21 protein-coding genes are annotated in these 23,865 nt (G+C 66.2%); 5 read left to right on the forward strand and 16 right to left on the reverse strand.

Going from position 1 to position 23,865, the window contains the following annotated elements; all coding sequences use genetic code 11:
- Nucleotides 1-235: 235 nt before the first annotated feature.
- Entirely contained in the window at nucleotides 236-2,422 is a 2,187-nt protein-coding gene (locus OTER_RS15830) for a xanthine dehydrogenase family protein molybdopterin-binding subunit (RefSeq protein WP_012375936.1), read from the reverse strand.
- Nucleotide 2,423: 1 nt separating this feature from the next.
- A complete protein-coding gene (locus OTER_RS15835) occupies nucleotides 2,424-2,900 on the reverse strand; it encodes a (2Fe-2S)-binding protein (RefSeq protein ID WP_012375937.1) in 477 nt (158 codons plus the stop codon).
- A 260-nt stretch (nucleotides 2,901-3,160) separates the two neighbouring features.
- Between OTER_RS15835 and OTER_RS15840 the strand changes: the two genes are divergently transcribed.
- Complete coding sequence (locus tag OTER_RS15840) at nucleotides 3,161-3,745, forward strand: hypothetical protein (RefSeq protein ID WP_012375938.1); 585 nt, start codon at nucleotides 3,161-3,163, stop codon at nucleotides 3,743-3,745.
- Nucleotides 3,746-4,033: 288 nt separating this feature from the next.
- Nucleotides 4,034-5,932 (forward strand): glycoside hydrolase family 9 protein, encoded by a 1,899-nt coding sequence (locus OTER_RS15845; RefSeq protein ID WP_012375939.1) that lies wholly within the window; start codon nucleotides 4,034-4,036, stop codon nucleotides 5,930-5,932.
- A gap of 15 nt (nucleotides 5,933-5,947) precedes the next feature.
- On the opposite strand, the gene OTER_RS15850 is transcribed toward OTER_RS15845, so the two are convergent.
- Nucleotides 5,948-8,212, reverse strand: a complete 2,265-nt coding sequence (locus OTER_RS15850) for an alpha-amylase family protein (RefSeq protein ID WP_012375940.1) — start codon at nucleotides 8,210-8,212, stop codon at nucleotides 5,948-5,950.
- Nucleotides 8,213-8,536: 324 nt separating this feature from the next.
- Nucleotides 8,537-10,762, reverse strand: a complete 2,226-nt coding sequence (locus tag OTER_RS15855) for an NADP-dependent isocitrate dehydrogenase (protein ID WP_012375941.1) — start codon at nucleotides 10,760-10,762, stop codon at nucleotides 8,537-8,539.
- A 267-nt stretch (nucleotides 10,763-11,029) separates the two neighbouring features.
- On the opposite strand from OTER_RS15855, the gene OTER_RS15860 reads away from it, so the two are divergent.
- The gene (locus OTER_RS15860) at nucleotides 11,030-11,506 is read left to right on the forward strand and encodes a carboxymuconolactone decarboxylase family protein (RefSeq protein WP_012375942.1); all 477 of its coding nucleotides are present in this window, start codon (nucleotides 11,030-11,032) and stop codon (nucleotides 11,504-11,506) included.
- Between the two features lie 71 nt (nucleotides 11,507-11,577).
- Entirely contained in the window at nucleotides 11,578-12,450 is an 873-nt protein-coding gene (locus tag OTER_RS15865; protein ID WP_012375943.1) for an RNA polymerase sigma-70 factor, read from the forward strand.
- Nucleotides 12,451-12,502: 52 nt separating this feature from the next.
- Here OTER_RS15865 and OTER_RS15870 read toward each other — a convergent pair whose 3' ends face one another.
- The 9 genes from OTER_RS15870 to OTER_RS15910 form a co-directional block, all read right to left on the reverse strand.
- Entirely contained in the window at nucleotides 12,503-12,793 is a 291-nt protein-coding gene (locus OTER_RS15870; RefSeq protein ID WP_012375944.1) for a LapA family protein, read from the reverse strand.
- A gap of 262 nt (nucleotides 12,794-13,055) precedes the next feature.
- Nucleotides 13,056-13,655 carry a mechanosensitive ion channel family protein gene (locus tag OTER_RS15875; RefSeq protein WP_012375945.1) on the reverse strand — a complete coding sequence of 200 codons (600 nt, stop codon included), beginning with the start codon at nucleotides 13,653-13,655 and terminating at the stop codon, nucleotides 13,056-13,058.
- Nucleotides 13,656-14,111: 456 nt separating this feature from the next.
- Nucleotides 14,112-15,272: a BeeR family actin-like protein gene (beeR, locus tag OTER_RS15880; protein WP_012375946.1), complete on the reverse strand. Its 1,161-nt coding sequence runs from the start codon at nucleotides 15,270-15,272 to the stop codon at nucleotides 14,112-14,114.
- A gap of 47 nt (nucleotides 15,273-15,319) precedes the next feature.
- Nucleotides 15,320-15,781, reverse strand: coding sequence for a hypothetical protein (locus OTER_RS15885; RefSeq protein WP_044891812.1), 462 nt, complete (start codon nucleotides 15,779-15,781; stop codon nucleotides 15,320-15,322).
- 99 nt (nucleotides 15,782-15,880) lie between these two features.
- Nucleotides 15,881-16,324: a hypothetical protein gene (locus OTER_RS15890; protein ID WP_012375948.1), complete on the reverse strand. Its 444-nt coding sequence runs from the start codon at nucleotides 16,322-16,324 to the stop codon at nucleotides 15,881-15,883.
- Between the two features lie 119 nt (nucleotides 16,325-16,443).
- Nucleotides 16,444-16,689, reverse strand: a complete 246-nt coding sequence (gene rpmA, locus OTER_RS15895) for a 50S ribosomal protein L27 (RefSeq protein WP_012375949.1) — start codon at nucleotides 16,687-16,689, stop codon at nucleotides 16,444-16,446.
- A gap of 13 nt (nucleotides 16,690-16,702) precedes the next feature.
- Nucleotides 16,703-17,017: a 50S ribosomal protein L21 gene (rplU, locus tag OTER_RS15900; protein WP_012375950.1), complete on the reverse strand. Its 315-nt coding sequence runs from the start codon at nucleotides 17,015-17,017 to the stop codon at nucleotides 16,703-16,705.
- A 244-nt stretch (nucleotides 17,018-17,261) separates the two neighbouring features.
- Nucleotides 17,262-17,825 (reverse strand): hypothetical protein, encoded by a 564-nt coding sequence (locus OTER_RS15905; RefSeq protein ID WP_012375951.1) that lies wholly within the window; start codon nucleotides 17,823-17,825, stop codon nucleotides 17,262-17,264.
- A gap of 116 nt (nucleotides 17,826-17,941) precedes the next feature.
- Entirely contained in the window at nucleotides 17,942-18,859 is a 918-nt protein-coding gene (locus OTER_RS15910) for a PfkB family carbohydrate kinase (protein WP_012375952.1), read from the reverse strand.
- Between the two features lie 179 nt (nucleotides 18,860-19,038).
- On the opposite strand from OTER_RS15910, the gene OTER_RS15915 reads away from it, so the two are divergent.
- Nucleotides 19,039-19,620 (forward strand): DNA-3-methyladenine glycosylase, encoded by a 582-nt coding sequence (locus OTER_RS15915; RefSeq protein WP_012375953.1) that lies wholly within the window; start codon nucleotides 19,039-19,041, stop codon nucleotides 19,618-19,620.
- 49 nt (nucleotides 19,621-19,669) lie between these two features.
- Here the strand turns inward: OTER_RS15915 and OTER_RS15920 are convergent, their stop codons facing one another.
- From OTER_RS15920 to OTER_RS15930, 3 genes are read right to left on the reverse strand one after another with little or no spacing between them, the layout of a single operon-like run.
- Nucleotides 19,670-20,524 (reverse strand): DUF3108 domain-containing protein, encoded by an 855-nt coding sequence (locus tag OTER_RS15920; RefSeq protein ID WP_012375954.1) that lies wholly within the window; start codon nucleotides 20,522-20,524, stop codon nucleotides 19,670-19,672.
- Nucleotides 20,524-21,141: a metallophosphoesterase gene (locus tag OTER_RS24300; RefSeq protein ID WP_012375955.1), complete on the reverse strand. Its 618-nt coding sequence runs from the start codon at nucleotides 21,139-21,141 to the stop codon at nucleotides 20,524-20,526. The genes OTER_RS15920 and OTER_RS24300 overlap by 1 nt, the downstream gene beginning before the upstream one ends.
- Nucleotide 21,142: 1 nt before the next feature.
- Nucleotides 21,143-23,845, reverse strand: a complete 2,703-nt coding sequence (locus OTER_RS15930; RefSeq protein ID WP_012375956.1) for a DEAD/DEAH box helicase — start codon at nucleotides 23,843-23,845, stop codon at nucleotides 21,143-21,145.
- Between the last annotated feature and the right edge of the window lie 20 nt (nucleotides 23,846-23,865).

The raw sequence follows: 23,865 nt of genomic DNA on the forward strand, positions 1-23,865 counted from the left end.
CACGCGCAACGGTCAAACGCGCCGGGCGCGAAACCTTTTGGTTCCGCCATTCGGGTTTTCTTGGGCCGCACCTACCGAGATGCACCGGAGAAGCCGTTGAACGCGCATCACGGAGCGGCCGAGGGCGGCCGTGCTCCCGCGGGGAACAGGGCCGTATTCGCGCAGATTTACGTGATTCGCGGGCCGCGCACCGTGCTCGAGGCAAAAGCGGGCGTGACGCCCGCGCTTCCAAGGATCAGACGAGCGGCGAGGCGTTGGCCAACGTGGCTTTCACTCGCGCTGGCGTCATCGGCAGTTGCAGCAAGCGCGCGCCGGTCGCATCGAACACGGCGTTCGCCAATGCCCCCCCCATCACGATGATCGCCGGCTCGCCGCCGCCCTGCGGCGGACTGTCGTCCGCCGGTACGATCACCGTTTCGATCTGCGGCATCCACGAGAAGAGGGGGAGCGCATAGGTGTCGAAGTTCGTGTCGCGTAGTTCGCCCGCGCTGAAACGAACCTCTTCGGTGAGCGCGTAGCCCAGGCCCATCATGATGCAGCCTTCCATCTGGATCGTCGCGCCCTGCGGGTTGATGACCAAACCCATTTCCTGCGCGCAGACCACACGCTTTACCCGGATCGTGCCCTGCGCGCGATCGACGGTGACCTCGGCAATGGTGGCAACGTAGGAGCCGGAATCGACACCGCACGCCACGCCGAATCCCCGGCCACTCGGTCCCTTCGCGGGCTGCCAGCCGGCCTTGTCGGCCGCGGCTTTGAGCACGCGGATCATGCGAGGATCGGTGAGATGCCGCAGCCGGAATTCCACCGGATCGACGCCGGCGAGCGCGGCGAGCTGTTCGACATGCGATTCGCGCGCGAACGAATTGGTGTTGCAGCCTGGTGCGCGCCACGCGCCGACGCGGAACGGATGCACGCCCTCGGGTCCGAAGAAGTTGCCGACTGACGTCGTGCGATGATGCGGGAATGAATAAAAATGCGCCGCGCCGCGATCGCCCGCGAACCGCACCCCGTAGTCCCAAAACGTGACTCGGCCGGCGTCGTCGAGGCCCGCGTCGACCTTCACGACCGCAGCGGGCCGGAACGTGTCGTTGAAAAATTCCTCCTCGCGCGTCCACATCACCTGCACGGGACGCCCGGTGGCTTTCGCCAGCCGCGCGGCCTCGACGGCCTGGAGGTTCGCGGACTTGCCGCCGAAGCCGCCGCCGACGAAGGGCGTGATCACGCGAACCTTTTCCGACGGGAAACCGAGCACCTCCGCAATCTCCTCGCGCGCGCCGAAGGGATTCTGCGTCGAGGCCCACACCGTCGCGCGGTCGCCGTCGATTCGCGCGAGGGCGGTATGCGTCTCCATCGCCGCATGCGCGACGTAGCTGTTGAGATACATCGTGGTGAGCGTGCGCCGCGCGCCCTGGCGGCCTTCCGCCAGATCGCCTCCCGCCGCGACGGGTTGTTCGGGCAAGGTCGAGCGTTCGAGGTGGGCGAAAATGTTTTCGTCGGTCAGCGATGACGTCGACGGGGTGAACTCGGCCTGCACGCGATCGAGCCCTTCGTCGGCGACATCCGGGAGTTCGTGCAGCACGGCCACGAAATCGCCCTCGTGCACCACGACGACGCCCGCGACGGCGGCCGCCGCGCTCGTGTCAACGTGCCGCAGCTTCGCGCCGTGTGCCGGTGGACGGAGGATCCGCGCATAAAGCATCCCAGGGAGCCGGAGATCGCCGGTGAATTTGGTTTTGCCGGTGACCTTGTCCTGCGCGTCGCGCCGCCGCAGTGGCTTGCCGACGAGTTTGAATTCGCCGGGCGCCTTGAGCGCCGGCTTCGCGGCCAGCCTGCGTTCAATCCTCCGACCTTTCGTCAACGCGCCATAGCTTACCCGGCGGTCGGGTTGGGCGCGGACGAACACCATTCCCTGATCGGTCTCGACCTCGCTCGCGGACACGCCAAGCGACTTGGCTCCGAGCTCCCGCAGCACGCCGCGCGCTTCCGTCGCGGCCGCCCGCCACAGCGGACCGAAGGAGCGTGTCGTCAGTGAGCCCCACGTGCCTTGGTCGAATGGACACAGCTCGGTGTCGCCCATGATGATGTCGATGCTGTCGAGCGGCACGTCGAGATCTTCGGCGAGCATCTGCGGCAGCGAGGTGACCGGGCCCTGGCCCATTTCGATCTTGCCGGTGAAGCACGTCACGCGGCCGTCTTCGCCGATGCGCAGAAACGCGTTGAAATCCGTCGGCACGCTCGGCCGCGCGCGCATCGGTCGCGCCGCCTCGGATTCGGCGGCCTTGAGCAGATCGCCCGCGACGATCCAGACGACCAATCCGCCGGCGAACCGCTGCAGGAATTGTCGCCGCGTGAGCGGGTGCAGGTCGGCGGACGCCGGCACGCCGTGAAACTCGTGAGTGGGGGAGTCGGGTGCGTTCATGTCAGCGAACTCCTTTCATCGCGTCCGCCGCTGCGGCGATGGCGTCGACGATCCGCGGATGCGCGCCACAACGGCAAAGGTTCTGATCCATCGCGGCGATGATCTCGTCGCGGGACGGATTCGGATTCTTTTTCAGAAAACTGTAGGCGGTCAGGATCATGCCCGACGTGCAGAAGCCGCACTGCAGCGCGTCGTGCGCCATGAACGCGTCCTGCAGCGGGTGAAGCTCGCCGTCACGGGCGAGCCCCTCGATCGTGCGCACGGCTTTGCCGGCGACGGATTTCACCGCGACGGAGCAGCTGCGCACCGCTTGGTCGTCGACGAGGACGGTGCAGGCGCCGCACTGGCTGATGCCGCAGCCGTATTTTGTGCCCGTGAGTTCGAGATCCGTGCGCAGCACCCAGAGCAGCGTACGTTCGGAATCGACCTTCACGCGCACGGGCTGGTCGTTGAGAAGAAATGAGACGGTCTCAGTCATGGCCGGTGTGGGTTGGCCGTGAATCGGGTGGGTGTGTGGCGGACAGCTTTGAGCTTTCCCGAAGGGAGATCCAGCGCCGCGGAAGTCACTTTGGGGTGAGGAAGCGTGAATCCGAGCCGAAATCATGCGCGGATGCATTTTTACACGGGAGCGCGGATTCGGCGCCGACCGGCAGGGGCTCGGATAATAAAAATCGCGGACCCCGGGCGATACAACGCGGTCGAAAAGAACCCGTTGCCCGCATGCCCGGGCGACGTTGCATGAGCATCCACCCCACCGTGAACCTGCTGATGGCCGCAGCTCGCCTTTGCGTACGGCCCTGGCTCGCGGTCGCACTGTGCGGCGGGATGGTGAGCGCGACCACGCTGGCGGCGGAAGCGCAAAGCGAGCGCGCCGCGCGACTTGGCTTTCGCTTCGATCAGCAGGCGCACGATGCCGCCGTTGCGGCGCGCGAGAAAGGCGGCACGCTGGACCTCGACCCGGCCGACCCCGACGTGGTGCGGTTGCCCAAATACGAGGTGCAGGAGCGCCGAATCGGGCTCAGCGAAAATGAAATGCTCACGTCCGAAGGCCGCGTCGCGCTGGCGAAGAAGCGTCACCTCACGCCGGTCTACCAGAAGATTTTCGGTCCGCTCGCGGCGGTGGCGTCGTTACTCAACAACCCGCTCGGCGGATGGAAACCCAACGCTCCCGAAGCGATGGCGATCTACGAGGACAATCTGGCTCTCGAGCGGAGAAAAGAGATGGCCGATCTTGCCGGACTCGCGGCGTATGCCGACCGCGTGAATCAACAGAAAGAGCGCACCGCGAAATCGCGCGAAGACAAAAAGTCGGAGAAACGCTGAGCGATGGGCGGGTTGTCGGGGGGAGTGCTTGTAGGCGCCTGAAGGCGCATCCATTGAGACCAACCCGACGAAGTGACCCCGAGGTAGGGCGGTCCCGGGGCGGCGGGACCGCCGCGATGACCAGAGGTGCTCGCGGCGCGGAGCGGAATCCGCGCCCTACCTAATCGCCGTAACTTCTTTCCGCAATCCGCAGTACGTGCGCCTTACCAAAAGCAGAATGCCACGCCGAAAAGGACCGCGCTGCGGGAAACCATTGCCGGACGCGCTCGAGAGCTGTTGAACTGCGGCATGTCGTCGTTCCGCCTTCGCCGCCGCGACCGGTTCTCGCTCGCTCTCGCCCTGATCGCTCTGGCTCCGTCCGGCGTACTCCTTGCGGGCACGACCCTGCGTTGGCAGGTTCCGACAGCCTCGGGCATCACGGTACCCGGTCTGCCGCCAGTCACGCCGCGAATCCATGTCGACCAGTTCGGTTATCTGCCGGACGAGCAAAAGGTGGCGGTGATCAGCGATCCGCAGAAAGGGTTCAACGCGGAAGAGAGCTACACGCCTGGCCCGGAGTTGCAGGCGCGGCGCGTGAGCGATGGCGCCGTCGTCCACCTCGCGGCGCCGGCGTTGTTCAACCGCGGCAAGACGGACCGCGCCTCGGGCGATCACGGGTGGTGGTTCGATTTCTCCGCGGTGCGCGAGCCGGGCGAGTATTACGTTTTCGATTCGCGCTCGGGGTTGCGGTCACACGTGTTCCGGATCGCGCCGGAAGTTTACGCGGGGGTGCTGCGGACCGCGGTGCGGATGTTCTATTACCAGCGGGAGGCGTTCGCGCATCGCCCGCCTTACGCGGAAGCGCCGTGGATCGACGACGCCACGTATCTTGAGGACCGGCACGCGCGGTTCGTGCACGCGAAGAACGATCCCGCTACCGAACGCGATCTGAGCGGCGGCTGGATGGACGCCGGCGACACGAACAAATACCCGTCGTTTCTGCCGGAAGTGATTCATCCGCTGCTTTACGCCTGGGCGGAGAACCAGGCGGTGTTCGGCGATGACTTTGGGCTTCCGGAATCGGGCAACGGACTCCCGGACCTGCTCGACGAGGTGAAGTGGGAACTCGACTGGCTCGTGAAAATGCAGGATGCCGACGGCGGCGTGTTCCTGAAGCTGGGACACATCGACTACGCGGGCGGCGCGTGGCCGTTGAGCAAGGATAACCGGCCGCGCTACTACGCGCCCAAGGCATCTGCGTCGACGCTGGCGACGGCGGGCGTGCTGGCGCACGCGGCGCGCGTTTACGGTCGGTTTCCGGCGTGGCAGGAGTTCGCCGTCGGGTTGCGCGAACGTGCGGAGCGCGCGTGGGCCTGGTATCGCTCGCATCCGCGGGCATTCAATCTCGACGACGGCGAAATCAAGAGCGGCGATGCCGACAAGAATTCCGCTGAGCACGATCGCTGGGAGGCCATCACCGCGATGCACCTGTGGGCGCTGACCGGCAAGCCGGAGTACCACGCGGTGTTTCAGGAGCGGTTCCGGACATTGCGACAGATGAAGGAGCGCGCCTGGTCGCCGTACGAGTCGGGTCAGGCCGAGGCGCTGCTGGACTACACGCGGCAGTCGAACGCCGATCCGAAAACCGCGCAGCGAATCCTCGGCCGGCTGGCCGCCTCCACGCGCGACGCGAGGTTCATGCCGCAGGATGACTCGGCGGATCTGTATCGCGCGTGGATGGTGCCCACCGCCTATCACTGGGGCAGCAACCTCGTGCTGGCCGGCTATGGCAAGATCGCGGTCGATGCACTGGCTTACGCGCCGGGTGAGATCGATCGCCCGCGGGTGAGGCAGCGTGCGCTCGACGCGCTGCACGCGTTCCACGGCGTGAATCCGCTCGGGTTGGTTTATCTGTCGAACATGCAGCGTGACGGCGCCGAGGTGAGCGCGATGCGGATTTACCACGACTGGTTTTCCGCCCAAAGCCCGCTGGCCGCGATGCCGGCGCCCGGCTACGTGACGGGCGGTCCGAACAGCAACTACGGTGGAACGATCGCGGCGTTGACGCGGCAGCCGGACACGAAGAGCTACGGTGATTTCAACGAAGCGCACCCGGAAGCGAGCTGGGAGCTCACCGAACCGGCGATCTATTACCAGGCGATGTATGTGCGTTTGCTGGCGAGCTTCGTCGGCGCGAATCGCCGCTGAACGGTTGCTCCCACCTCACTGTATCCGCAGATGTACGGCGGAGAAATCGTCGAGCCGCGCGAGGTGCACGCGCACGAACTCGCCGTCGGCCCGTACCTCAGCCGCAGCGGGCGCGCGGAGCACTTGGTGCTCGGCCAGCCGGCCGCCGAGCCGCAGCGCGATCGAGAGGTCGTGCACCGGTAGCACCTCGCGAATTGGCCGCACTGGCGCGGAGGTGGTGTTGACGAAGGACACGATGAACTCCTGCGGGGCCACGAGCGAACGGGTGAGCCCGACGTGCACGCTGGCCGGCATGCGACTCTCCGCGATCGGTAGCGCATCGCCGGCGAGGTGCCGCACCGCGCGTTCCAGGAGCAGACGTGCATCCGGATGTCCGATGTCGTAGGTGTTCTGGTCCGGCTGATTGGAGAAATAGAGACAGCGTCCGGCGCCGAAACGATGTTCGATCGCCGTCGGAAACTCGCGGGACCACGACTCCACCCAGGCTTTTTCGGGCGGCTGGTTGTTCACTGTCGGAACGTGCGTGCAGATCACCTGGGCGTCCGGCTGCGCGCGGCAGAGCAGCGTCGTGCCGTAGTTGAGCAGCAGCTCGGTGCGGCCGCTATCCGGCGCCACGAGCGGATGCTGCGGCTGCGCGATGAACTGATAAGTGTCCTTGCGCGTGTCGGCGCTGCGGCCGGTAAACGAGCAGCCGAACACGTCGGCGAGCCCGAAGTCGCTGCGCGGTTGGCCGGCGGGATCGTGCAGGCTCGTCGCGAAGGTCGCGATCAGCCCGCCGCCGGCGCGGACGTAATCCCGAAAAAGCGCGATCTCCGCGTCACTGAGACAGCGAACATTCGGCAGGATCACGACGCGATAGCGCGCGAGTCGTTCGGGCGTCAGCTGGTCGTCGGGGATGAAGTCGTAGGGCAGGTGCCCCTCGAGTAAGGCGCGTTCCGTGCCCTGGATTGCTGCGCCGAACCGGTCGCCCTGGGCCGAGGCCGTGCGATAGAACTGACGCGTCGCGCGGGAATAGAAGAGCCCGACGTTGGCCACGGGCGCGTGGTGTGCCAGCACCGCTTCGTGATCGCGCACGAACTCGTAGGCGGCGACGCTGTTGTAGGCGGCGCGCCGGTCGTGGGTGGAGTCCGGATGCATGCCCGTGAAGCCGCAGTTCCAAAATCGTCCACCGACGGACAGCGCCTCCCAGAGCCAGACCTGCGTCTCGGCCGGCGCATCCATAATATACCGATGCGAGGTGCCGTTGTCGCCGTAAAGGATGACGGCCTCCTTGTCCGGCGTCATCGATTTCATCAGCCGCACGAGCGTCGCGGAGTGGAAGATCTCGTCGTAACGCAGCTCCGCATTGTTCTCCGAGATGAAGGCGGTCGCGATCAGGAAGTCGAAATGATCGCGCGCGCTGTAGAGGTCGATGCCGGACCAGATCGCTCCACCCGACTGGAACATGCTGCCGAACACCTCCGCGGCGTAGGCCTTGTCCGCGCCGAAGGATTTCACCGTGGCGCGCATCCGCGCGACGTGGCGATCGGCCGTCGCGGCTTTCCACAGCATGTAGCGATCGAGTTCGGCGGGTGAAGCATCCGACATCACCGGGAGGTCGGCGCCGATGGCGGAGCGGAACCCCTCGCGGCAACGCGGGCAGTAGCAGATGCCGGCGACGGCGATGCTGTTGTGCCAGATGCCGTCCAGCGGGTAGTGCTTGAGCAGGTGGCGAATGAAACGCTCGGCGTGCTCGTTGCGATGATAGCTGTTGTAGCAGCCGGCATAGAGCGTGGGCGTCGTGTAATCGAGCGTCAGCGGCGTGCCCTCGGCGGTGACGCCAAACCAGTCCGGATGCTCCCGGTAGATCGGCTCCTCGACGCCGCGAAAATCCACGCGGGCGATCACGCGAATGCCCGCCGCGCGGCACGCGGCGGAAATTTCACCGAGGACGTCGCGACCCTGCAGGAAGCGGACGGGATTCGCGAGCGGCAGCGGGTTGGGGAAAAAGTCGACGATCCCGCCACCGTTCACCACGAGTGTGTTGCAGGCGGCCCGCTGCAGATATGCGACCACCGCCGTCGGGTCGTAGGCGCGCGCATCGATCTCGCGCAGGACCGTCTGGAGGATTCGCAGCGGTCGGCGAAACCAAAGATCGGCGTCGGAGCTCGCCGTCGCGACGGTCGTGCCGCCGAGCGGTTCGGCGCTGCGTGACAGCAGCGGTGCGAGGGCGACTCCACCGACGACAACCGATCCGCGGACGAGAAACTCACGACGGGACAGCAGCGGGGTGGGCAACATGGCGGCGAGCGTAGCCGGCGTTGTCCGAAAAACGAGAGGAAGTGCGGCGGATGACGAAGCGCATCTCGGCGCCGCATCGTTCGCGAATGTTCATATTACGAACACCCAGGCGGACGCGCACGGCAGAAAACGGGGCGGAGGAAGTCCGCGCACTCGACTCGAGAGATCGGAGCAGAAAAATGAGCGCGGCGGAGGGCAACGAGGCGCGAGAACGCGTTCCCGAAAAAACGCGGCCGCGACGAGGGCGTCGCGGCTCCAGGTAGGCGGAGTCGGTGAAACCGGCCTGCCGGGCTCAACGAGCCCGGCTACATGAACAGCCGGCGATCAGAGCGTCGCGAGAATCTGGTTGAAGGTTGCGCTGGGGCGGAGGGCCGCTGCGGCCTTCACGTCGTCCGGCCGGTAGTAGCCGTCGATATCCGCCGGCTTCCCCTGCACCGCGAGAAGCTCGCTGGTAATTGTCGGCTCTGCGGCTTCGAGTTCCGCGGCGAGCGGGATGAAGATCCGCTTGAGCTCGGCGTCGCGGCTTTGTCGCGCGAGCTCCTGCGCCCAGTAGAGTGCGAGGTAGAAATGGCTGCCACGATTGTCGATCGTGCCGAGCTTGCGGCCGGGCGAGCGGTCGTTTTCGAGGAACTTGGCAGTCGCCGCGTCGAGCGTGTCGGCGAGGATCTTGGCCTTCTCGTGCTTGAACGTGAGGCTCAAGTGCTCGAGGGAGGCGGCGAGCGCGAAGAATTCGCCCAGGCTGTCCCAGCGCAGATAGTTCTCCGCCAGGAACTGCTCGACATGTTTCGGCGCGGAGCCGCCGGCGCCGGTTTCGAACAGCCCGCCGCCCTTCATCAGCGGCACGATCGAAAGCATCTTCGCACTCGTGCCGACTTCGAGGATGGGAAAGAGGTCGGTGAGATAATCGCGCAGCACATTACCGGTGACACTAATGGTGTCCTGTCCGGCCTTGAGCCGCTCCAGCGTGGCGGTGCACGCCGCCGCGGGCGGAAGGATTTTGATGTCGAGCCCGGTCGTGTCGTGATCGGCGAGGTAGGCCTTCACCTTGACGATGAGCTGCGCGTCGTGGGCGCGCTTTTCGTCGAGCCAGAAGATCGCGGGCGTCGCGCTGAGCCGTGCGCGGTTTACCGCGAGCTTCACCCAATCGCGGACCGGCGCATCCTTCGCCTGGCACGCCCGCCAGATGTCGCCCGCGGCGACCGCGTGCTCCAGATAAACGCGACCCGCCGCGTCCACCACGCGCACCGTGCCGTTCGACGGAAGGTGGAAGGTTTTGTTGTGCGAGCCGTACTCCTCCGCCGCCTGGGCCATGAGCCCGACGTTCGGGACCGAGCCCATCGTCCGCGGATCGAAGGCGCCGTGCTTTTTGCAGAACTCAATGGTGGCCTGGTAAACGCCCGCGTAACTGCTGTCCGGGATCACGGCGAGGGTGTCCTGCAGCTTGCCGTTGGCATCATACATCTTGCCGCCCACGCGGATCATCGCGGGCATCGAAGCGTCGACGATGACGTCGCTCGGCACGTGGAGATTGGTGATGCCCTGATCGGAGTTCACCATCGCCACCGCGGGACCGGCCGCGTAGGTCGCGCGAATGTCGGCCTCGATCTCGGCCTTCTTCGCCGGCGGCAGCTTCTCCAATTTCGCGACGAGATCGCCGAAGCCGTTGTTCAGATCGACGCCGAGCTCGGCGAACGTGGCGGCATGCTTGGCGAGCAGCTCCTTGAAGTAGGCGCGAACCGCATGGCCGAAGATGATCGGGTCCGACACCTTCATCATCGTCGCCTTGAGGTGAACAGAAAACAGCACGCCGTCCTGCCGCGCGATCGCCACCTGCTGCTCGAGGAAGCTGTCGAGCGTCTTGCGGCTCATGAACGTGCCGTCGATGATCTCACCCGCCAGCAGTGCGAGCTTGTCCTTGAGCACGGTGACCTTGCCGTCGGTTGACTCGAATTCGATCCGCACGGTGGTCGCCGCGGGGACCGTCACGGACTTCTCGTTCGCGTAAAAATCGTCGCGGCCCATCGTGGCGACGCGAGTCTTGGAGGTCGGCGACCACGCGCCCATCGAATGCGGATGCTTGCGCGCGTAGTCCTTCACCGCCTTCGGCGCGCGGCGGTCCGAGTTGCCTTCGCGCAGGACCGGGTTCACGGCCGAGCCTTTCACCCGATCGTAGCGCGCCTTGGCGTCCTTCTCGGCGTCGGATTTCGGCGACTCGGGATAATCGGGCAGGGCGAAGCCCTTCGCCTGCAGTTCGGCGATCGCTTCCTTAAGCTGCGGGACGGATGCGCTGATGTTGGGAAGCTTGATGATGTTCGCCTCCGGTTTGAGCGTGAGTGCGCCGAGCTCGGCCAGCGCATCGGCCACCCGCTGGTTCGCGGGCAGCAGGTCGGAGAACGCCGCCAGGATCCGGCCCGCGAGTGAGATGTCGCGCGTTTCGACGGCGATGCCCGCATGCTTCGTGAAGGCCTGCACGATCGGCAGGAGCGAATAGGTCGCGAGGGCGGGGGCTTCGTCGGTCTTGGTGTAGATGATGGTCGGTGTGGCGGACATGGTAAAGGGGTGCAACGTGCGGTTTGTCACGTTGGTGAGGGTGGCGGCATGGTCAAAGGGAAATCCGGCGCAGCGTGTGACCGGGCGCATCTCACTTTTCTGACATGGGCGGGACGTCCATGCCACGTGGCACGGGCGTCTCGCCCGCGGGTTTGCAGGGAAATGGGGTGCGCCCGTGTGACCGGCCATCAAATCCTATGCGTCCGGCATCCCGCGATCGCCCGGGGCTGTCACAAACCTGCGGGCTGTCTCGTCCAGTTTGGTGCAATGATCACCACCTCCCTCGAAACGAGAAACACGGAACCACGTTTGAACTATGCCAAGGCCGCCCCGGGCACGCTGCAGTCCATGCTGCTGCTCCAGCAGGCGGTCGACCAAAGCGGATTGGAGGCGTCGCTGCTTCGATTGATCGAGATGCGAGTCTCGCAGATCAACGGCTGCGCGTTCTGCCTGGACATGCACTTTCGCGAAGCGAAGGCCGCCGGCGAATCGGATGAGCGGCTCTATCTGCTCGACGCCTGGCACGAGGTCGATCTCTACACGCCTCGCGAGCGTGCCGCGCTACGCTGGGCGGAAGTGTTGACCCGGCTTTCCGCCGCGGCGCCCGACGACGACGATTTCGCGGCAGCCCGCGACCAGTTCTCCGAGGCGGAACTCTCCCACCTGACGCTGGCGATCGTCGTCATCAACGGCTGGAACCGCTTCAACGTCGGCTTCCGCACGCCGCCAGGTTTCGCGGGCTGACGCCGCGGTAATCCCCGCGAAGCAGATCGTGGAATTTGCTCTGCGGGCGTTGCCGGCAGACTAGTTGAGTGATGAGCGAGGACTTCCATTCCAGCCGACCGCGCTTGTTCGGCATCGCGTATCGGATGTTGGGCAGTGTGGCGGAGGCCGAGGACATGGTGCAGGAAACTTATCTGCGCTGGCAGCGGCAGGAGCGTACCTCGGTCGAGGAACCGGCCGCGTGGTTGGTCACGACGGTGTCGCGGCTTTGCATCGACGAACTGCGTTCCGCGCGGCGGCGGCGCGAAGAGTATGTGGGCACCTGGCTGCCGGAGCCACTGCTCGACACGTCGCTGCTCGCACCCGATCAGGCGGCGGCGCGGACGGATTCGCTCAACCTGGCATTCCTGCTGATGCTCGAAATGCTCGAGCCGGTGGAACGCGCGGTGTTTCTTCTGCGCGAGGCGTTCGATTATGATTACGCGGCGATCGCCCGGATCGTGGCGAAGTCGGAGGCAAACTGCCGCCAGATGGTCAGTCGCGCAAAAACGCGGCTGCGGGATCAACCTGCGCCCGCCGGCCCGCCCAGCGAACAGGCGCAAGCCGTCGTACAACGCTTCATGGCCGCCTGGGTGGCGGGCGACCTGCCCGCGCTGCTCCGGTTGCTGAGCGAGGACGTCGTACTTTACGCGGACGGCGGTGGGCGCGTGCGCTCGGCGATTCGGCCGATCCACACGGCAGCTCAGGTGGGCCAGTTCCTCGTCGAGATTCGCCAGCGCTCCGTCGAAGGCGCCGAATTCTCGCTGGTGTCAGTCAACGGCGACGTCGGCGTGTGGATGCGCCGGCCGGATGGGATCGTCAGCGTCACCGCGTATCGAATCGACGGCGGGCGGATCCATTCGATCTACGCCGTCGTGAACCCCGAGAAGCTCCAGCATGTGGCCGCTCCGCGTCCGGTCGGGTGACGCGCGGTGCGCGAACTCGGAACTCGAGTGCGCACCGGCGCCGGCCGACAGGTTAAAGGGGCGGGCGATCAGCCGAATCGGCGAAAGAATCCCGGGAATGAGGGAGGTCGCTGAACTCGCGTGATGCGGCCGGTGGCGCGACGGGGCGCCGACGACGGCCGGACCAGTAGCCGATGCTCAACCCGACCAGCGCGCCGAGCAACGCCGCGAGCTGAATGACGAGCGCAGCCGAAATGGCGACGTGCCACACCAGGAAGTTTACCGTGATGACGTCCGCGTTCTGCACGCTGAAGACCGCCACGAAAACGAGCAGGAGAATCACGAAGAGCCAGGAGAGTTTCATGAGCGTGAAGAAGCGGGAGAGGGTCGCGCGATGGCGAGGGAAGGGGCCCAACGCCGCGCGACGGAATCAGCATGAGCGCGCGACGGTTCACGGCAATGCGCGAGTGTCAGGAAATGTGGCGGGAGCGCGGATCAACTTTGGCGTCGGTGTGCGGGAGTGACGGCCGCACGGACATATCGTTCGCAGCGGGACATGGCGTGGCGGGCAGGTCGGCGGCTCGGAGCGCCGTCACGGGCGAGACGCCCGTGCCACGCCGGTCGGATCACCGCGCCGTCGCGGGCCGAGGCTCCGGTGCGTCGGGGAGCTTCGTCCGCAGGTGGACTGCGGCGGAAACCGCCTGGCGCGCATGCCGTCGTCGGAGCACTCTTTGAAAAAACAGGTTGTTCGGTACCTGCAGCACGGTGCCGTCACCGGCGTCCAACGAGGTGTAAATGAAGTTGAGATCGATCACCCGTCCCTTCACCGGCTCGCCGGCGAACTCGACTTCGTCTCCGACCGCGAACGGTCGAAAGATCATGATGATGAGCGTGCAGAGCGTGTTGCTGAGCACGCTCCAGACGGCGACAAATCCGATCGCGACCATCGCGAGGATCGTCGACAGCACGCCCCAGACGCCGCCCATGTTGAGACCGAATGCGCCGAAAATCAGCACTAGCGCAATCACGGTAATCACCCATTTGATCACGCGCCGGACGGGGCCGATTTCCTGTTCGGTGAAACTCGTCCGCCGCGCGATCAGCAACAGCGTCCGGCCGATGAGGATGTTCGCCAGCACGGCACCCGCGATGATGATCAGCACAGACGGGACCGCAGCCAGCAGCGCTGGCCAGAGATGCGAGAGGTCGGGTGTTTCGATGTTCATGATGAGAGAGGTGACCGCGGTGGCGCGAGCGACGGCGCGGCGCGAAGATTTCCTGCGGCCGGCGCGGTGATCGTGCGAGCAGCAGACCCGCGACCGAGGCCGGCTTCTCGCCAGCCAGCAGCGCGACGCCCGCAACGCATTCAGTCAACGCCGGCGCAGCAGGGCGGGCCGGACCGAAGGCCACGGCGGAAAAACGGGACGCGGGACGACGTATCGATGCGGCCGAGGCCGGCGTTTGCGGGCAACGCGGCGACGCGTCGAAGGCTCCCTTGTCCCGCGGCGACGGGTTTTGTTCCCTGCCGCCGCGGCTGCGCGCGAGACCCGCGGCGGGGCAGCGCTCCGGCGGGAGCCGTATCGCCCGGCGTGCACGGCATGCGTGCCGCGAACGCGACGCGCGGCGAAAAAAGGGCGAGTCCGATGCAGGCCTCGCCCTTTTGGGAGGAATTTGTCCGCGGCTCAGCCGAGCAGGACCTGCCACTGATTCTCGCGCGCGGCGCGGGCGGCCTTGAGCGCGCCGAGGGCGACGTAGCGCTTGTAGTCGTGGCCGGCGAGCCGGACCTTCGGCGACTCGAAGCCGTCCTCGGTCAGCTTCTTTTGAAGCAGCGTGTCGATGCCTTTGATCTGCGAGCCGCCGCCCGTGATGATGATGTTCTGGAGCAGCGTGACGACGGAGTCCGACGAGGCGCGCTGGATCAGCGTCGTCAGCGCGGGATAGATTTTGTCGATGAGGGCATTGCAGGCGCGCGCGAGCGTGTCGCCGAGCTCGAGCGTGTGGGCCTTGCCGCCGATCACGACCTTCACGTCGAGCGGCTTGCGGCTGGGGCCGACGTAGCCGTGCGCTTCCTTGATCTCACGGACCTTGTGCAGCGAGAGACCGTTGTTGGGATAGGTGCGGTTCAGTTCCTCCTGAAGCAGCTGGTCGATCGCGTCGCCGGCGAAGGGAATGCTGATTTGGTCATCCGGTCCGGGGAAATAGCCCTGCACAAGGCAGATGTCGCTCGTGCCGCCACCGATGTCGATGAACAGGGAGTTCACGACCGGATCGATGTAGTTCGATTGGCCGAGCCGGGCGTCGTCGCGATAACCCAGCGCGGCAAGGAACGGTTCGGGAATCAGCAGGATGCGGTCGAAAATCCCAAACGCGCAGCGGCGAACGTCCTCGCGCGCCTGCTCGGTGGCATTGGCGGGCACGCCCACGACAGCGCGGATCTCGGCCTGACCGGAAGGATCGGCCAGCGAGCGGAGGTGCTGCACGAAATCGCGCGCGGCGTCGGGGTGCGCAATCACCCCGTGCTCCATCGGGGCGACGAGGCGCGCGTGCAGCCGATTCTGGAGGGCGTCGTCGCCGAACAGGACCGAGCGGTTGCCGGCGACGATGCCGTCGACGATCCCTTCCTTCACGTAGCCCACGACGGTCGGCACGATTTTGCTGATCGCGATATCGGTGGCGCCCGCGGTGCCGGCGAGCACGCACGATTTGTTGGTGCCGAAGTCAAAGCCGACCAGCACCGTTTTGGTTCTGGTGCCCGGGGCCGCTGGCTTCGAAACCGCCACATTGGGCGCGTTGGCGGGGATCGCAGCGGAAGGGACGGGCTTTTCGGTGGAGGCGGGAATCATAGTCGTTGGAACGAGGGTTTGGGTTTCGACGAGTTGAACCGGGAAAATCAGGAGCGGCGCGGGCCGCGCGGGTTTTGCTGCAGGAGCATGCTCTCAATGAGATCCGCGACGGCTGGGACTTCGCCGGCCGGACCGCGCGCGGGCGGCGTCACAGGCGGGGACGACGGTTCGGTCGGAGCGGCCGGGAGGGCGGAGGAGCGATTCAGGGCGGGAAGTTCGGCGCGAAGCCGGTGGGCGAGCAACGGGACCATGAGTTCGGCCAGCGTGTGCGCCTGGGCGACGCGTTCCGCTTCTTGCTCGAGTACTGCTTGCTCGTGCGTGACATCGTCGGTGGCCAGTCGCGCGACGCCGAGCGCGCGCGCCAGCTCCGTGTGCTCCAGTGCGGCGGCGGCCTCGTCCTGACCGGTGGCGCGCAACACGCAGACGCGGCGGTAAAGCCGGCGCACGTCTTCCCAAGGCGAAGGCTCCGTTGGCGGCGGCGATATTTCGGGCAGCGCGGCGCGGTTCAAGGTGAGCCGCTAGACCGTCCGCAACGCCGAGTGTTTCGAGGAAAAATCCCGGCTCGTCCTCCGGCAAACTACGGCGACGCGCAACGCCGCCCGCGGCGCTTACTTCCGCGGCGTCGACGGCGGGGGCGGGCCGGCGGGTTTCTCCGTCATCGGGTTGTCGCGCGGCACAAACAGCAAGGGACGATCGCGGTAGGCAACGAAGTAAACCGCCGCGAGCACGAGCACGAGCAGCAGCAGCGTGAGCGCGAAGGCGGCAAAGCAGCCGCGTTTGGCGCCGAGAGCCGCGGAACGCGGATCCGGCTCGTAGAGGTCGGCTGCGGGTGCGGCCAGTCTCGCGGCAAATTCCGTCGCTGGCGGCAAACCGGTCGGCGCGACGGTGGGCGCCGCGGATGCCGCGGCGGTCGGTGCGCCCGTGGGCGACGGCGGTGAGGCGTTCGCGCGGTTTGTCGCCGTGGCCGCGGCGATCTCCCGCTCGAGCCAGGCCAGATGCGTCCGAACGAGTTCGCGCTGGCGCAGCAGTTCGGGGAGCCGATCCGGATTCACCGCGGCAATTTCGCGTGTTGGCCGAGTCGCTGCAAACAAACAAAAAGCGCCGCGCTGCACGAGGCAGGCGGCGCTGGAAATTTGGCGGAGAGCTGAGAGTCTGGAGCTGAGCGCTCTGATCAGCTGGCGACGATCTCGACGCGGCGGTGCGGCTTGTCGAACTTAACGACGCCGTCCTTCAGTGCGAAGAGCGTCCAGTCGCGGCCGGTGCCGACGTTGCGGCCGGCGTGCAGGCGAGTGCCCCGCTGACGGATGATGATCGTGCCGGCGAGGACCTTCTGACCGCCGAACGTTTTTACGCCCAGCCGCTTCGACTTACTCTCGCGACCGTTGGAGGAGGAGGATTGACCTGTTTTATGCGCCATGGCGGGGGATTCCTTAAACTTTGATGGATTCGATCTTGATCACGGAAAGCTCCTGGCGATGGCCGCGCTTCCGCTCCATGCCCTTGCGCTTCCTCTTCTTGAAAACGATGACCTTCTCCCCGCGTTTGTTTTCGAGGATCTTGGCCGAGACGATCGCGCCGGCGAGAGTCGGAGTCCCGACGCGGAAATTCTCGCCCTCGCCGGTGGCGAGCACTTCGCTAATTTCCACAGTGGCACCCGCTTCCGTATTGGGATAGCGGTTGACGGTAAGAATGTCGCCCTCGGAGACAGTGAACTGCTGTCCCTGCGTCTTGATCGTGGCTTTCATAAAATAAAACCGCGGATAAAGCGGTTACGCGATGGCGAACGCAAGGATAATTTGGTGCGAAGACAGGCATGCGGTGAGCCTGTCGAATCCGCAGAATCTGCAGCGCGTTCGATGGCGAGCGGAACGCTGCTGCGATCGCGCATTTCGGCAACCGTTTTTGCATCGCTGGCGCTCCGTCAAGGCGGGTGCAGCGCCGCCCTGGGCTTTCCCGGCCGCCGGTGAACGGCGGCCCTACAAGATGGCGTCAGGGCCGCTGCTGGCCGCGCGGGAACCGGGCCGCGGCTTCCCGTGCTTGTTTTTCCTTCGTGGCCTGCAGTTCGAGCGCTTCAGCAAGCGCCGCGGCCCGATCGCGCGCCGTGGTCTCCTCCTGTTCGAGCGCCTGCAGTTTCGCGAGGGCGGCGGCGTGCGCCTCATCGATGCGGGCGAGTTCCTGTTCGCGCAGGTCGGACCAGTGCTCGGCCTCCTTCAACGTGGCTTCCTTTTGCGCGCGGAGTCGCGCGAGTTCGGCAGACCAGCGCGCGGCTTCGGCCTCGCGGGCGGCTTGGGCCTGCGCGGCCGCCTCTTGTTGGCGGCGTAGCTCGGCCGTTGCGGCGGCCGCGGCGGCCGCCTCTTTCTCCGCCTGCGCGGCCGTCAGGCGGTTCGCCTCGACTTGGGCGGACTCGCGCCGGCGCAGCTCCGCTTCGCGGGCCTCGTCCGCGGCGTGGCGCGCGGCGAGATCGCGTTCGTTCTGGCGCCGGTAATCCCGATACGTGGCGCTGACCGCCCAGAGCGCGACGAGGATGATGGCGGTGATCGCGACGGCTTTCATGGGAGCAGCGTGGGCGAAAGTGCGCGCGCCGACAGGCAGTCGGCGGCGGCCGGGGAAACGATCATGGCACCGCGAACGACAGCGGCGGCCGGGCGAGGTTCAAAATCGCCGTGACTTCAACGCGGACGATTGCCCACGGCAGCCTCGGGAAACTCCGCGATGCCGGGATGGGCGGCGTTGGCCGCGGAAAGCGGCAGGGCGCGTTCCACGGCGACCGGCAGGGGCAGGTGGTCGTGAAAAAGCGATACCAGCAAACTGGCCAGCAACACGTCGCCCGAGCCGGTGGGCGAGATCTCATGGACCGTCGGCGGCAGCAGGGCGTCCGGCAGTCCCGTGGTATCGCGGAACCACACCGGATGCGGGCCGTTGCTGATGACCCAACGCTCGGTCGCAAACGCCGCGGGAAGACGCGCGAGGATCTCCGGCGTCGGTCGGTGATCGCCCGTGAGCGTGCGCAATTCGGATTCGTTGATCTTCACCAGTGCCAGCGCACGGCGGGCGAACCACGCGAGCGGCGGGCCGTAGGTGTCGGCCACGAGCAGGCCGCGCGTGGCCCAGCGTTCGAGCGCGGCGCGCAGCGGTTCATAGTCGCTCGCCGCCCAACCCGGCAAACTGCCGCAAACGGCGAGGATCTGGCCGTCGCGCTGGTCGTCGAGAAATTCCGCGCAACCGCGCAGAGCGGCGGGCGAGGGCACCACGTCGACGCCGAGGAACGTGGTTTCCGCTTGCTCGAGGCTGCGAATGACCGTGCCGGTACGCGTCGGCCGATTCGTGCCGAACGCGCGATACGAAAACCCGCGCTCCGTCAGCCAGACCACGCACTCCTCGCCGGCGCTGCCGCCGGTGAAGCACAGTGCGGTGTTCGGCGCGCCGAGCCGGTTGAGCATTTTCGAGACATTGATGCCCTTGCCGCCGACTTGAAACGATTCGCGCTGCGCGCGGTGGGTGGCGCCCGGCGCCCAAGTGGCGAACTCCAGCGTCCGTTCCGCCAGCAGATTGCCCGTGAGGGTGAAGATGTGGGGCGCGGGGTTCATCCAGTTCACTTTCTGAGCGCATCGGCCACCGAACGCGATGGAGAAAATCGAAGCGGGCGGCTGGCGGCGAGCGCCAGCCCTACAAATGTCAATCGTAGGGCCGCCGTTTAGCGGCGGCCGCGACATGGAAGATCATGGGGAGTTGCTTCCGAGCTGCGTTTGGCTCGTATCGCTGCCGGATGAATCGGATCATTGACGCAGCAGAGCTGAAGACCCGCGGCGCCGTCGCGTGCGCCCGCTGGCTGCTCGGAAAGTATCTCGTGCGTCAACGTGCGGACGGCTCGACCGAAGCGCGCATGATCACCGAGACCGAGGCCTACAACGGAGAGCGCGATCTGGCGTGCCATGCGCGCGCGGGCCGGACGGCGCGAACCGCGGTGCTCTACGAGCCAGCGGGCGTGTGGTATGTTTACCTCTGCTATGGGATCCACGAGATGCTCAACCTCGTCGCCGGGCCGGAGGACTGGCCGGCGGCCGTGTTGATCCGCGGGGTGGAAGGCGTGGCCGGCCCCGGGCGCGTGACGAAACACCTCGCCGTCGACCGGCGGCTGAACCGGCAACCGGCCGCCGAGGCGAGCGGACTCTGGGTCGAGGACCGCGGCGTGCGCGTGCCGCGCCACCTGATCCAGATCACGCCGCGAATTGGCGTGAACTACGCGGGTGAGATCTGGGCGAAGAAACCGTGGCGGTTCGTGATCAGCGATCCGGCGGCGGTGCGGCGGCGCATAGCCGAACGCGTGAGGATTTCAACGAAAGGCTGACGGCTTTCGTTACCGATCGCGTTGACGGCAACGCGATCCACCGACGGGCTCACTCGATCGTCGCGAGCGGAAGCGGGCGCGCGATGTCGAGCAACGAGCCGGACTTTGCCGGCTCGCCGGCCACGGGTTCGGCTGGCGAGCCCGGCGGACGATACTCCGTGAGCGTCGCCACGCCTGCGCCGAAGCTGAACTCGACCTCGAACATCACCGGCAACCGCCGCTCGTCGTTTTGGGCGATCCAGACGTGGACCTGCGAGCCGCGCTTGAACATGCCTTTCGGCGGAGTCTTTTCCATCCGCGGCTCGAGCACCACGGTATGAAAATTGCCCAGCGAGGTGCGCAGCGGCTCGGTCCGCAGGGCATGCACCGTGAGTTCATAGATGTCGCGACCAAAGATCACGTCGGCGTCGCGCTTCTGGCCGGGCGCGAGGTTCCAGTTCCGCGTCTGCACCAGCGTCATGATGAGGTCCGCCGCACACTCGCCGGGCATGGTGACGGTGGCGTTGCGCTCGGGGTTGATGAAATCGGTGTATTTCGCCGTGCCGCTCGCCGGATCGATCTCGACGGCGGTGTGCGTTTTCTTGCGCTTGCTGACGCTGCTCTCGCGATAGAGTCGGAGCTGGCCGGTGCGTTGGTCGAAGATCGCCTCCGCCTCACCTTCGAAGCGGAACAGCTTGCTCAGCAGCCCGCGGGTGGAGGTGCGAGTGCTGACGACGGTGTAGGGCACGCCGTCCTCCACCTCGGTGCGCGCGGAGATCGTGATATCGCCGGCGTGCAAAAACAGTCCCCAGGCGACGCGAAAGCTCAGTCGCTCGCCATCCTGCAGCGCCAATTCGGATGCCGCGGCAGGCCGAGAGCCGCCGGCAAGGAACAGCAGAAAAAGGACGAGACCGAGGCGTTGCATCAAACGAAAGGTTCTTTCTGACGAGAGCCCCCCGACACTGTAAAGATTCGTTTGGTGCCAATTCCGTAAACAATTTCTTCTCCAGCAGGTTTCCATGGCATGCCGGCGGCCCAGGGAGAGAAGGCCGGGAGCACGAAGCGGCGGGGGGACGCAACGAGGGCCGGCAACTTGAGGTGAGTCCCCGCGCCGTCGCTCCAGACAAAGGCCGGATGATGATGCCCGACGATTTCGATGCAGGACTGCGGCACGGCGGCAGGCTGATCGCCGTGATGCAGGAAAAACCCTCCGCGTCTGACCGCGGTGGTTTCGGCGGCGCGCGTCCAGCGGACGTCGTGATTGCCCGAGACCAGCACGACCGGCACCGACAGTGTTTGGAGAAATGATTCGGCGGCGGCGCGTCCGGCGAGCGTGTGCAGCGAGTCACCGAGCCAGATCATCTCGGCGGGTTGATAGTCCTGCAGCAAGGCGCGGAGCCGCGCGGCGATGTCGGCGTCGCCCCACGCCGGCAGCAGATTGCCCTGCGCCCGGTGGCTTTCCACGTAGCCCCAATGCAGATCGGCGACGATCAGCGAGCGCGTCGCCTCGAGCCAGAGGGCGAGGCGGGCATCGATCCACACCTCAGGTCGGACTTGAAGCCGCGGTGGGTGCGTTGGCGCCGTACATTGCATGGTAGAGACGCTCAATCGTCGTCTCGGGATCTTCAAGGGTCATCGTTTCTTTGATCTTGCTGACGTAGATCCCGAAGGAAAACGGGCTCACCCGGGGTAGATCGCGAATGTCCCAGCGCAGGCGGTCGACTTGCTCGAGAAAGCCAAGCGCGCGGGGCAGATCGAGAAAACGCAATGTCGCCTCGGCGTAGGCTTCGAGCAGCAGCGGGTGATCCGGCTCATGCTCGCGCAGCACTTCGAAGATGATTTCGGCGCTCCACTGGAGCATGCGCGTGCCGCGTTCGACGCCGTGCACCCGCCGCGGCACCATGAGTCCGGTCTGCGCCACGCCGCGGAATTGCCATTTCACGAGCGAGGCATCGGCGAGCGCGAGCCGCAGCGCGTCCTCGGCGCCGTCGCGTACCAGCAGTGTACGCAGTTCCGGTTCCTCCATCGCCTGGAACGAACGCAGGCTGAGCAGGAACCCGTAATCGTCGATGGTCACGAGCGCGTTGCCACCTTTGAGCGACTGCACGCGTTGCGCCACGATGCGCGACAGTGCGTCGTTCGCGGACCGGCCGATGAGCGCGTGGAAAAAGTAGTGGAGCAGGTCGCCCTCGCGGTAGCGCTCGATCAGGAACACGCCCGCCGTCGGAATCGCGGAGATCTGTGCCTGCAACGAGAAATGATCGATCAGCGCACGGGCGTTCGCGGCGGAGAGGCCGTATTCGGAGCGAAGCCATGAGAGCGCGGGCGTCTCGCCCGCGGGTTGGCCGGAGGCGGGCGGGACGCCCGCGCTCCCACCAAGCCGTTTCGCCACTTCCGTCCGCAGCCGCACGACCTCGGCGGCAAGCCCGGAGGCGAGTGGCATCTTGTTCGCATACCAGCGCGGAACCGTCGGCAGCGCGTGGTCGGCGCGCACGACTTGCGCACTGAGCAAATGGGTTTTCACCAGCCGCACGCAGCGTCCGTTAAGCACGAAGACGTCGCCCGGGCGCAGGCCCCGCATGAACGATTCCTCGACCTGCCCGAGGTTTCGGCGGCCGAGCCGAATCTGCACCATGCTCTCGGTGTTGATCGTGCCGATGTTCTGATAAAAGCTGCGCGCGACGCGCGGCGAGGTGAGGACGAGCTGGCCGCTGGCATCAACGCGCACCTTGCCGAAGACGTTTTCGTAGTTGCGCTCGAGCGAAACGCCGCCGCCGCGCAGATAGCGGAGCACCCGTTCGAACGTGGCGCGGGGCAGGTCGCGGAACGGATAACTGCGGCGCACGAGCGCGAACGCTTCGTCCGGCGTCTCACTGCCGAAAATCGCCAGCCCGACCAGCGTCTGCGCCAGCACGTCGAGCGGGTTCTCGTGAATCTTCACCGGCTCGAGCTCGCGCCGCGCCATCATCCGCGCGGTGACGGCGCATTCGGCGAGGTCGTTGATATTGCTGGCGACGAGAATCCCGTGGCTGATCCGGCCCATCGAGTGGCCCGAGCGCCCGATGCGCTGCAGGGCGCGCGACACGCCTTTCGGCGCCGACACCATCACCACCACGTCGATCGAGCCGATATCAATGCCCATCTCGAGCGAGGTCGAGCACACCACCGCGCGCAGCTCGCCGCGTTTCAGCCGATCCTCGATCTCCAGCCGCACGCCACGATCGAGCGAGGCGTGATGCACCTCGATCAAGTCACTGAGTTCGGGCCGCAGCTGCTTCAACCGAAGCCCGATCGATTCCGCGCCGCTGCGCGTGTTGGTGAACACGAGGGTGGTCTTGTGCTTTTCGAGGAGCACGCTGAGTTCGGCGAGCACACGGGTGGCCGTGTAGCCGGCGGGCGGATAGGCGTGCTCGCGCAGCGGCGAGAAAACCTCGATCTTCGCCGGCTTGGTCTGCGTCACCTCGGCGATCCGGCACGGACGGCCGGGACCGACGAGGAACGCTGCGACGGTTTCGAGCGGGGCGACCGTCGCCGAAAGACCGATTCTGATGATTTTCGATTTCTGATTTTCGATGGCCGATTGTGAACTAGCGGTCGGATCTCCCGGAACATGGGGTGGAGGCGCTGGGACGTTCGGCGATCGACGTTCGGCAATCGGAAATTCCTCCAGCCGCTCGGCGGCGACGGCGAGCATCGCGCCGCGTTTGTTTTCGGCGAGCGCGTGAAGCTCGTCGGCGATGAGGAAACGCGTGGAGGTGAACGCGGCGATCCAGCCCGGTTGGCTGAGCATCAGCGTGAGACTCTCGGGCGTGGTGACGAAAATGTGCGGCGGCTTGCGCCGCTGCGCTGCGCGTTCTGCGGGCGAGGTGTCTCCGGTGCGGGCGCCGACGCGCAGCCAGTCCCAGCCGAGCTCGCGCACGGGCTCCGCGAGGTTTTTGCGGAGATCATAGGCCAGGGCGCGCAATGGTGACACGTAGACGGCGACGATCCCGTTCGGCAGTTCGCCGCGATCACGCGCCCGCGCGAGCCAGTCGAACACGGACAGAAACGCGGCGAGGGTTTTGCCGCTGCCGGTCGGAGAGGTGAGCAGGAGCGAGTTCCCGGCGAGGACCTCAGGCACGGCGTGGAGCTGGGCGGGAGAAAAGTGGGCGAAGCGGCGGCGGAACCAAGCGGCGAGGTCGGGGTGGAGCGCGGCATAGAGTCGCGATTCGGTGAACGCCGGTGAAGTGACGCGGGTGAACAACATGGGAGCGCGGCCGCCCTCGG

Source organism: Opitutus terrae PB90-1, assembly GCF_000019965.1.
Classification (GTDB): Bacteria; Verrucomicrobiota; Verrucomicrobiia; order Opitutales; family Opitutaceae; genus Opitutus; species Opitutus terrae.

Excerpts from the sequence above, each read along its gene's own strand:
- OTER_RS15830 (WP_012375936.1), bottom strand. The coding sequence starts at position 2,422 with ATGAACGCACCCGACTCCCCCACTCACGAGTTTCACGGCGTGCCGGCG.
- OTER_RS15835 (WP_012375937.1), bottom strand. The coding sequence starts at position 2,900 with ATGACTGAGACCGTCTCATTTCTTCTCAACGACCAGCCCGTGCGCGTG.
- OTER_RS15840 (WP_012375938.1), top strand. The coding sequence starts at position 3,161 with ATGAGCATCCACCCCACCGTGAACCTGCTGATGGCCGCAGCTCGCCTT.
- OTER_RS15845 (WP_012375939.1), top strand. The coding sequence starts at position 4,034 with ATGTCGTCGTTCCGCCTTCGCCGCCGCGACCGGTTCTCGCTCGCTCTC.
- OTER_RS15850 (WP_012375940.1), bottom strand. The coding sequence starts at position 8,212 with ATGTTGCCCACCCCGCTGCTGTCCCGTCGTGAGTTTCTCGTCCGCGGA.
- OTER_RS15855 (WP_012375941.1), bottom strand. The coding sequence starts at position 10,762 with ATGTCCGCCACACCGACCATCATCTACACCAAGACCGACGAAGCCCCC.
- OTER_RS15860 (WP_012375942.1), top strand. The coding sequence starts at position 11,030 with ATGATCACCACCTCCCTCGAAACGAGAAACACGGAACCACGTTTGAAC.
- OTER_RS15865 (WP_012375943.1), top strand. The coding sequence starts at position 11,578 with ATGAGCGAGGACTTCCATTCCAGCCGACCGCGCTTGTTCGGCATCGCG.
- OTER_RS15870 (WP_012375944.1), bottom strand. The coding sequence starts at position 12,793 with ATGAAACTCTCCTGGCTCTTCGTGATTCTCCTGCTCGTTTTCGTGGCG.
- OTER_RS15875 (WP_012375945.1), bottom strand. The coding sequence starts at position 13,655 with ATGAACATCGAAACACCCGACCTCTCGCATCTCTGGCCAGCGCTGCTG.
- beeR (WP_012375946.1), bottom strand. The coding sequence starts at position 15,272 with ATGATTCCCGCCTCCACCGAAAAGCCCGTCCCTTCCGCTGCGATCCCC.
- rpmA (WP_012375949.1), bottom strand. The coding sequence starts at position 16,689 with ATGGCGCATAAAACAGGTCAATCCTCCTCCTCCAACGGTCGCGAGAGT.
- rplU (WP_012375950.1), bottom strand. The coding sequence starts at position 17,017 with ATGAAAGCCACGATCAAGACGCAGGGACAGCAGTTCACTGTCTCCGAG.
- OTER_RS15905 (WP_012375951.1), bottom strand. The coding sequence starts at position 17,825 with ATGAAAGCCGTCGCGATCACCGCCATCATCCTCGTCGCGCTCTGGGCG.
- OTER_RS15910 (WP_012375952.1), bottom strand. The coding sequence starts at position 18,859 with ATGAACCCCGCGCCCCACATCTTCACCCTCACGGGCAATCTGCTGGCG.
- OTER_RS15915 (WP_012375953.1), top strand. The coding sequence starts at position 19,039 with ATGAATCGGATCATTGACGCAGCAGAGCTGAAGACCCGCGGCGCCGTC.
- OTER_RS15920 (WP_012375954.1), bottom strand. The coding sequence starts at position 20,524 with ATGCAACGCCTCGGTCTCGTCCTTTTTCTGCTGTTCCTTGCCGGCGGC.
- OTER_RS15930 (WP_012375956.1), bottom strand. The coding sequence starts at position 23,845 with ATGTTGTTCACCCGCGTCACTTCACCGGCGTTCACCGAATCGCGACTC.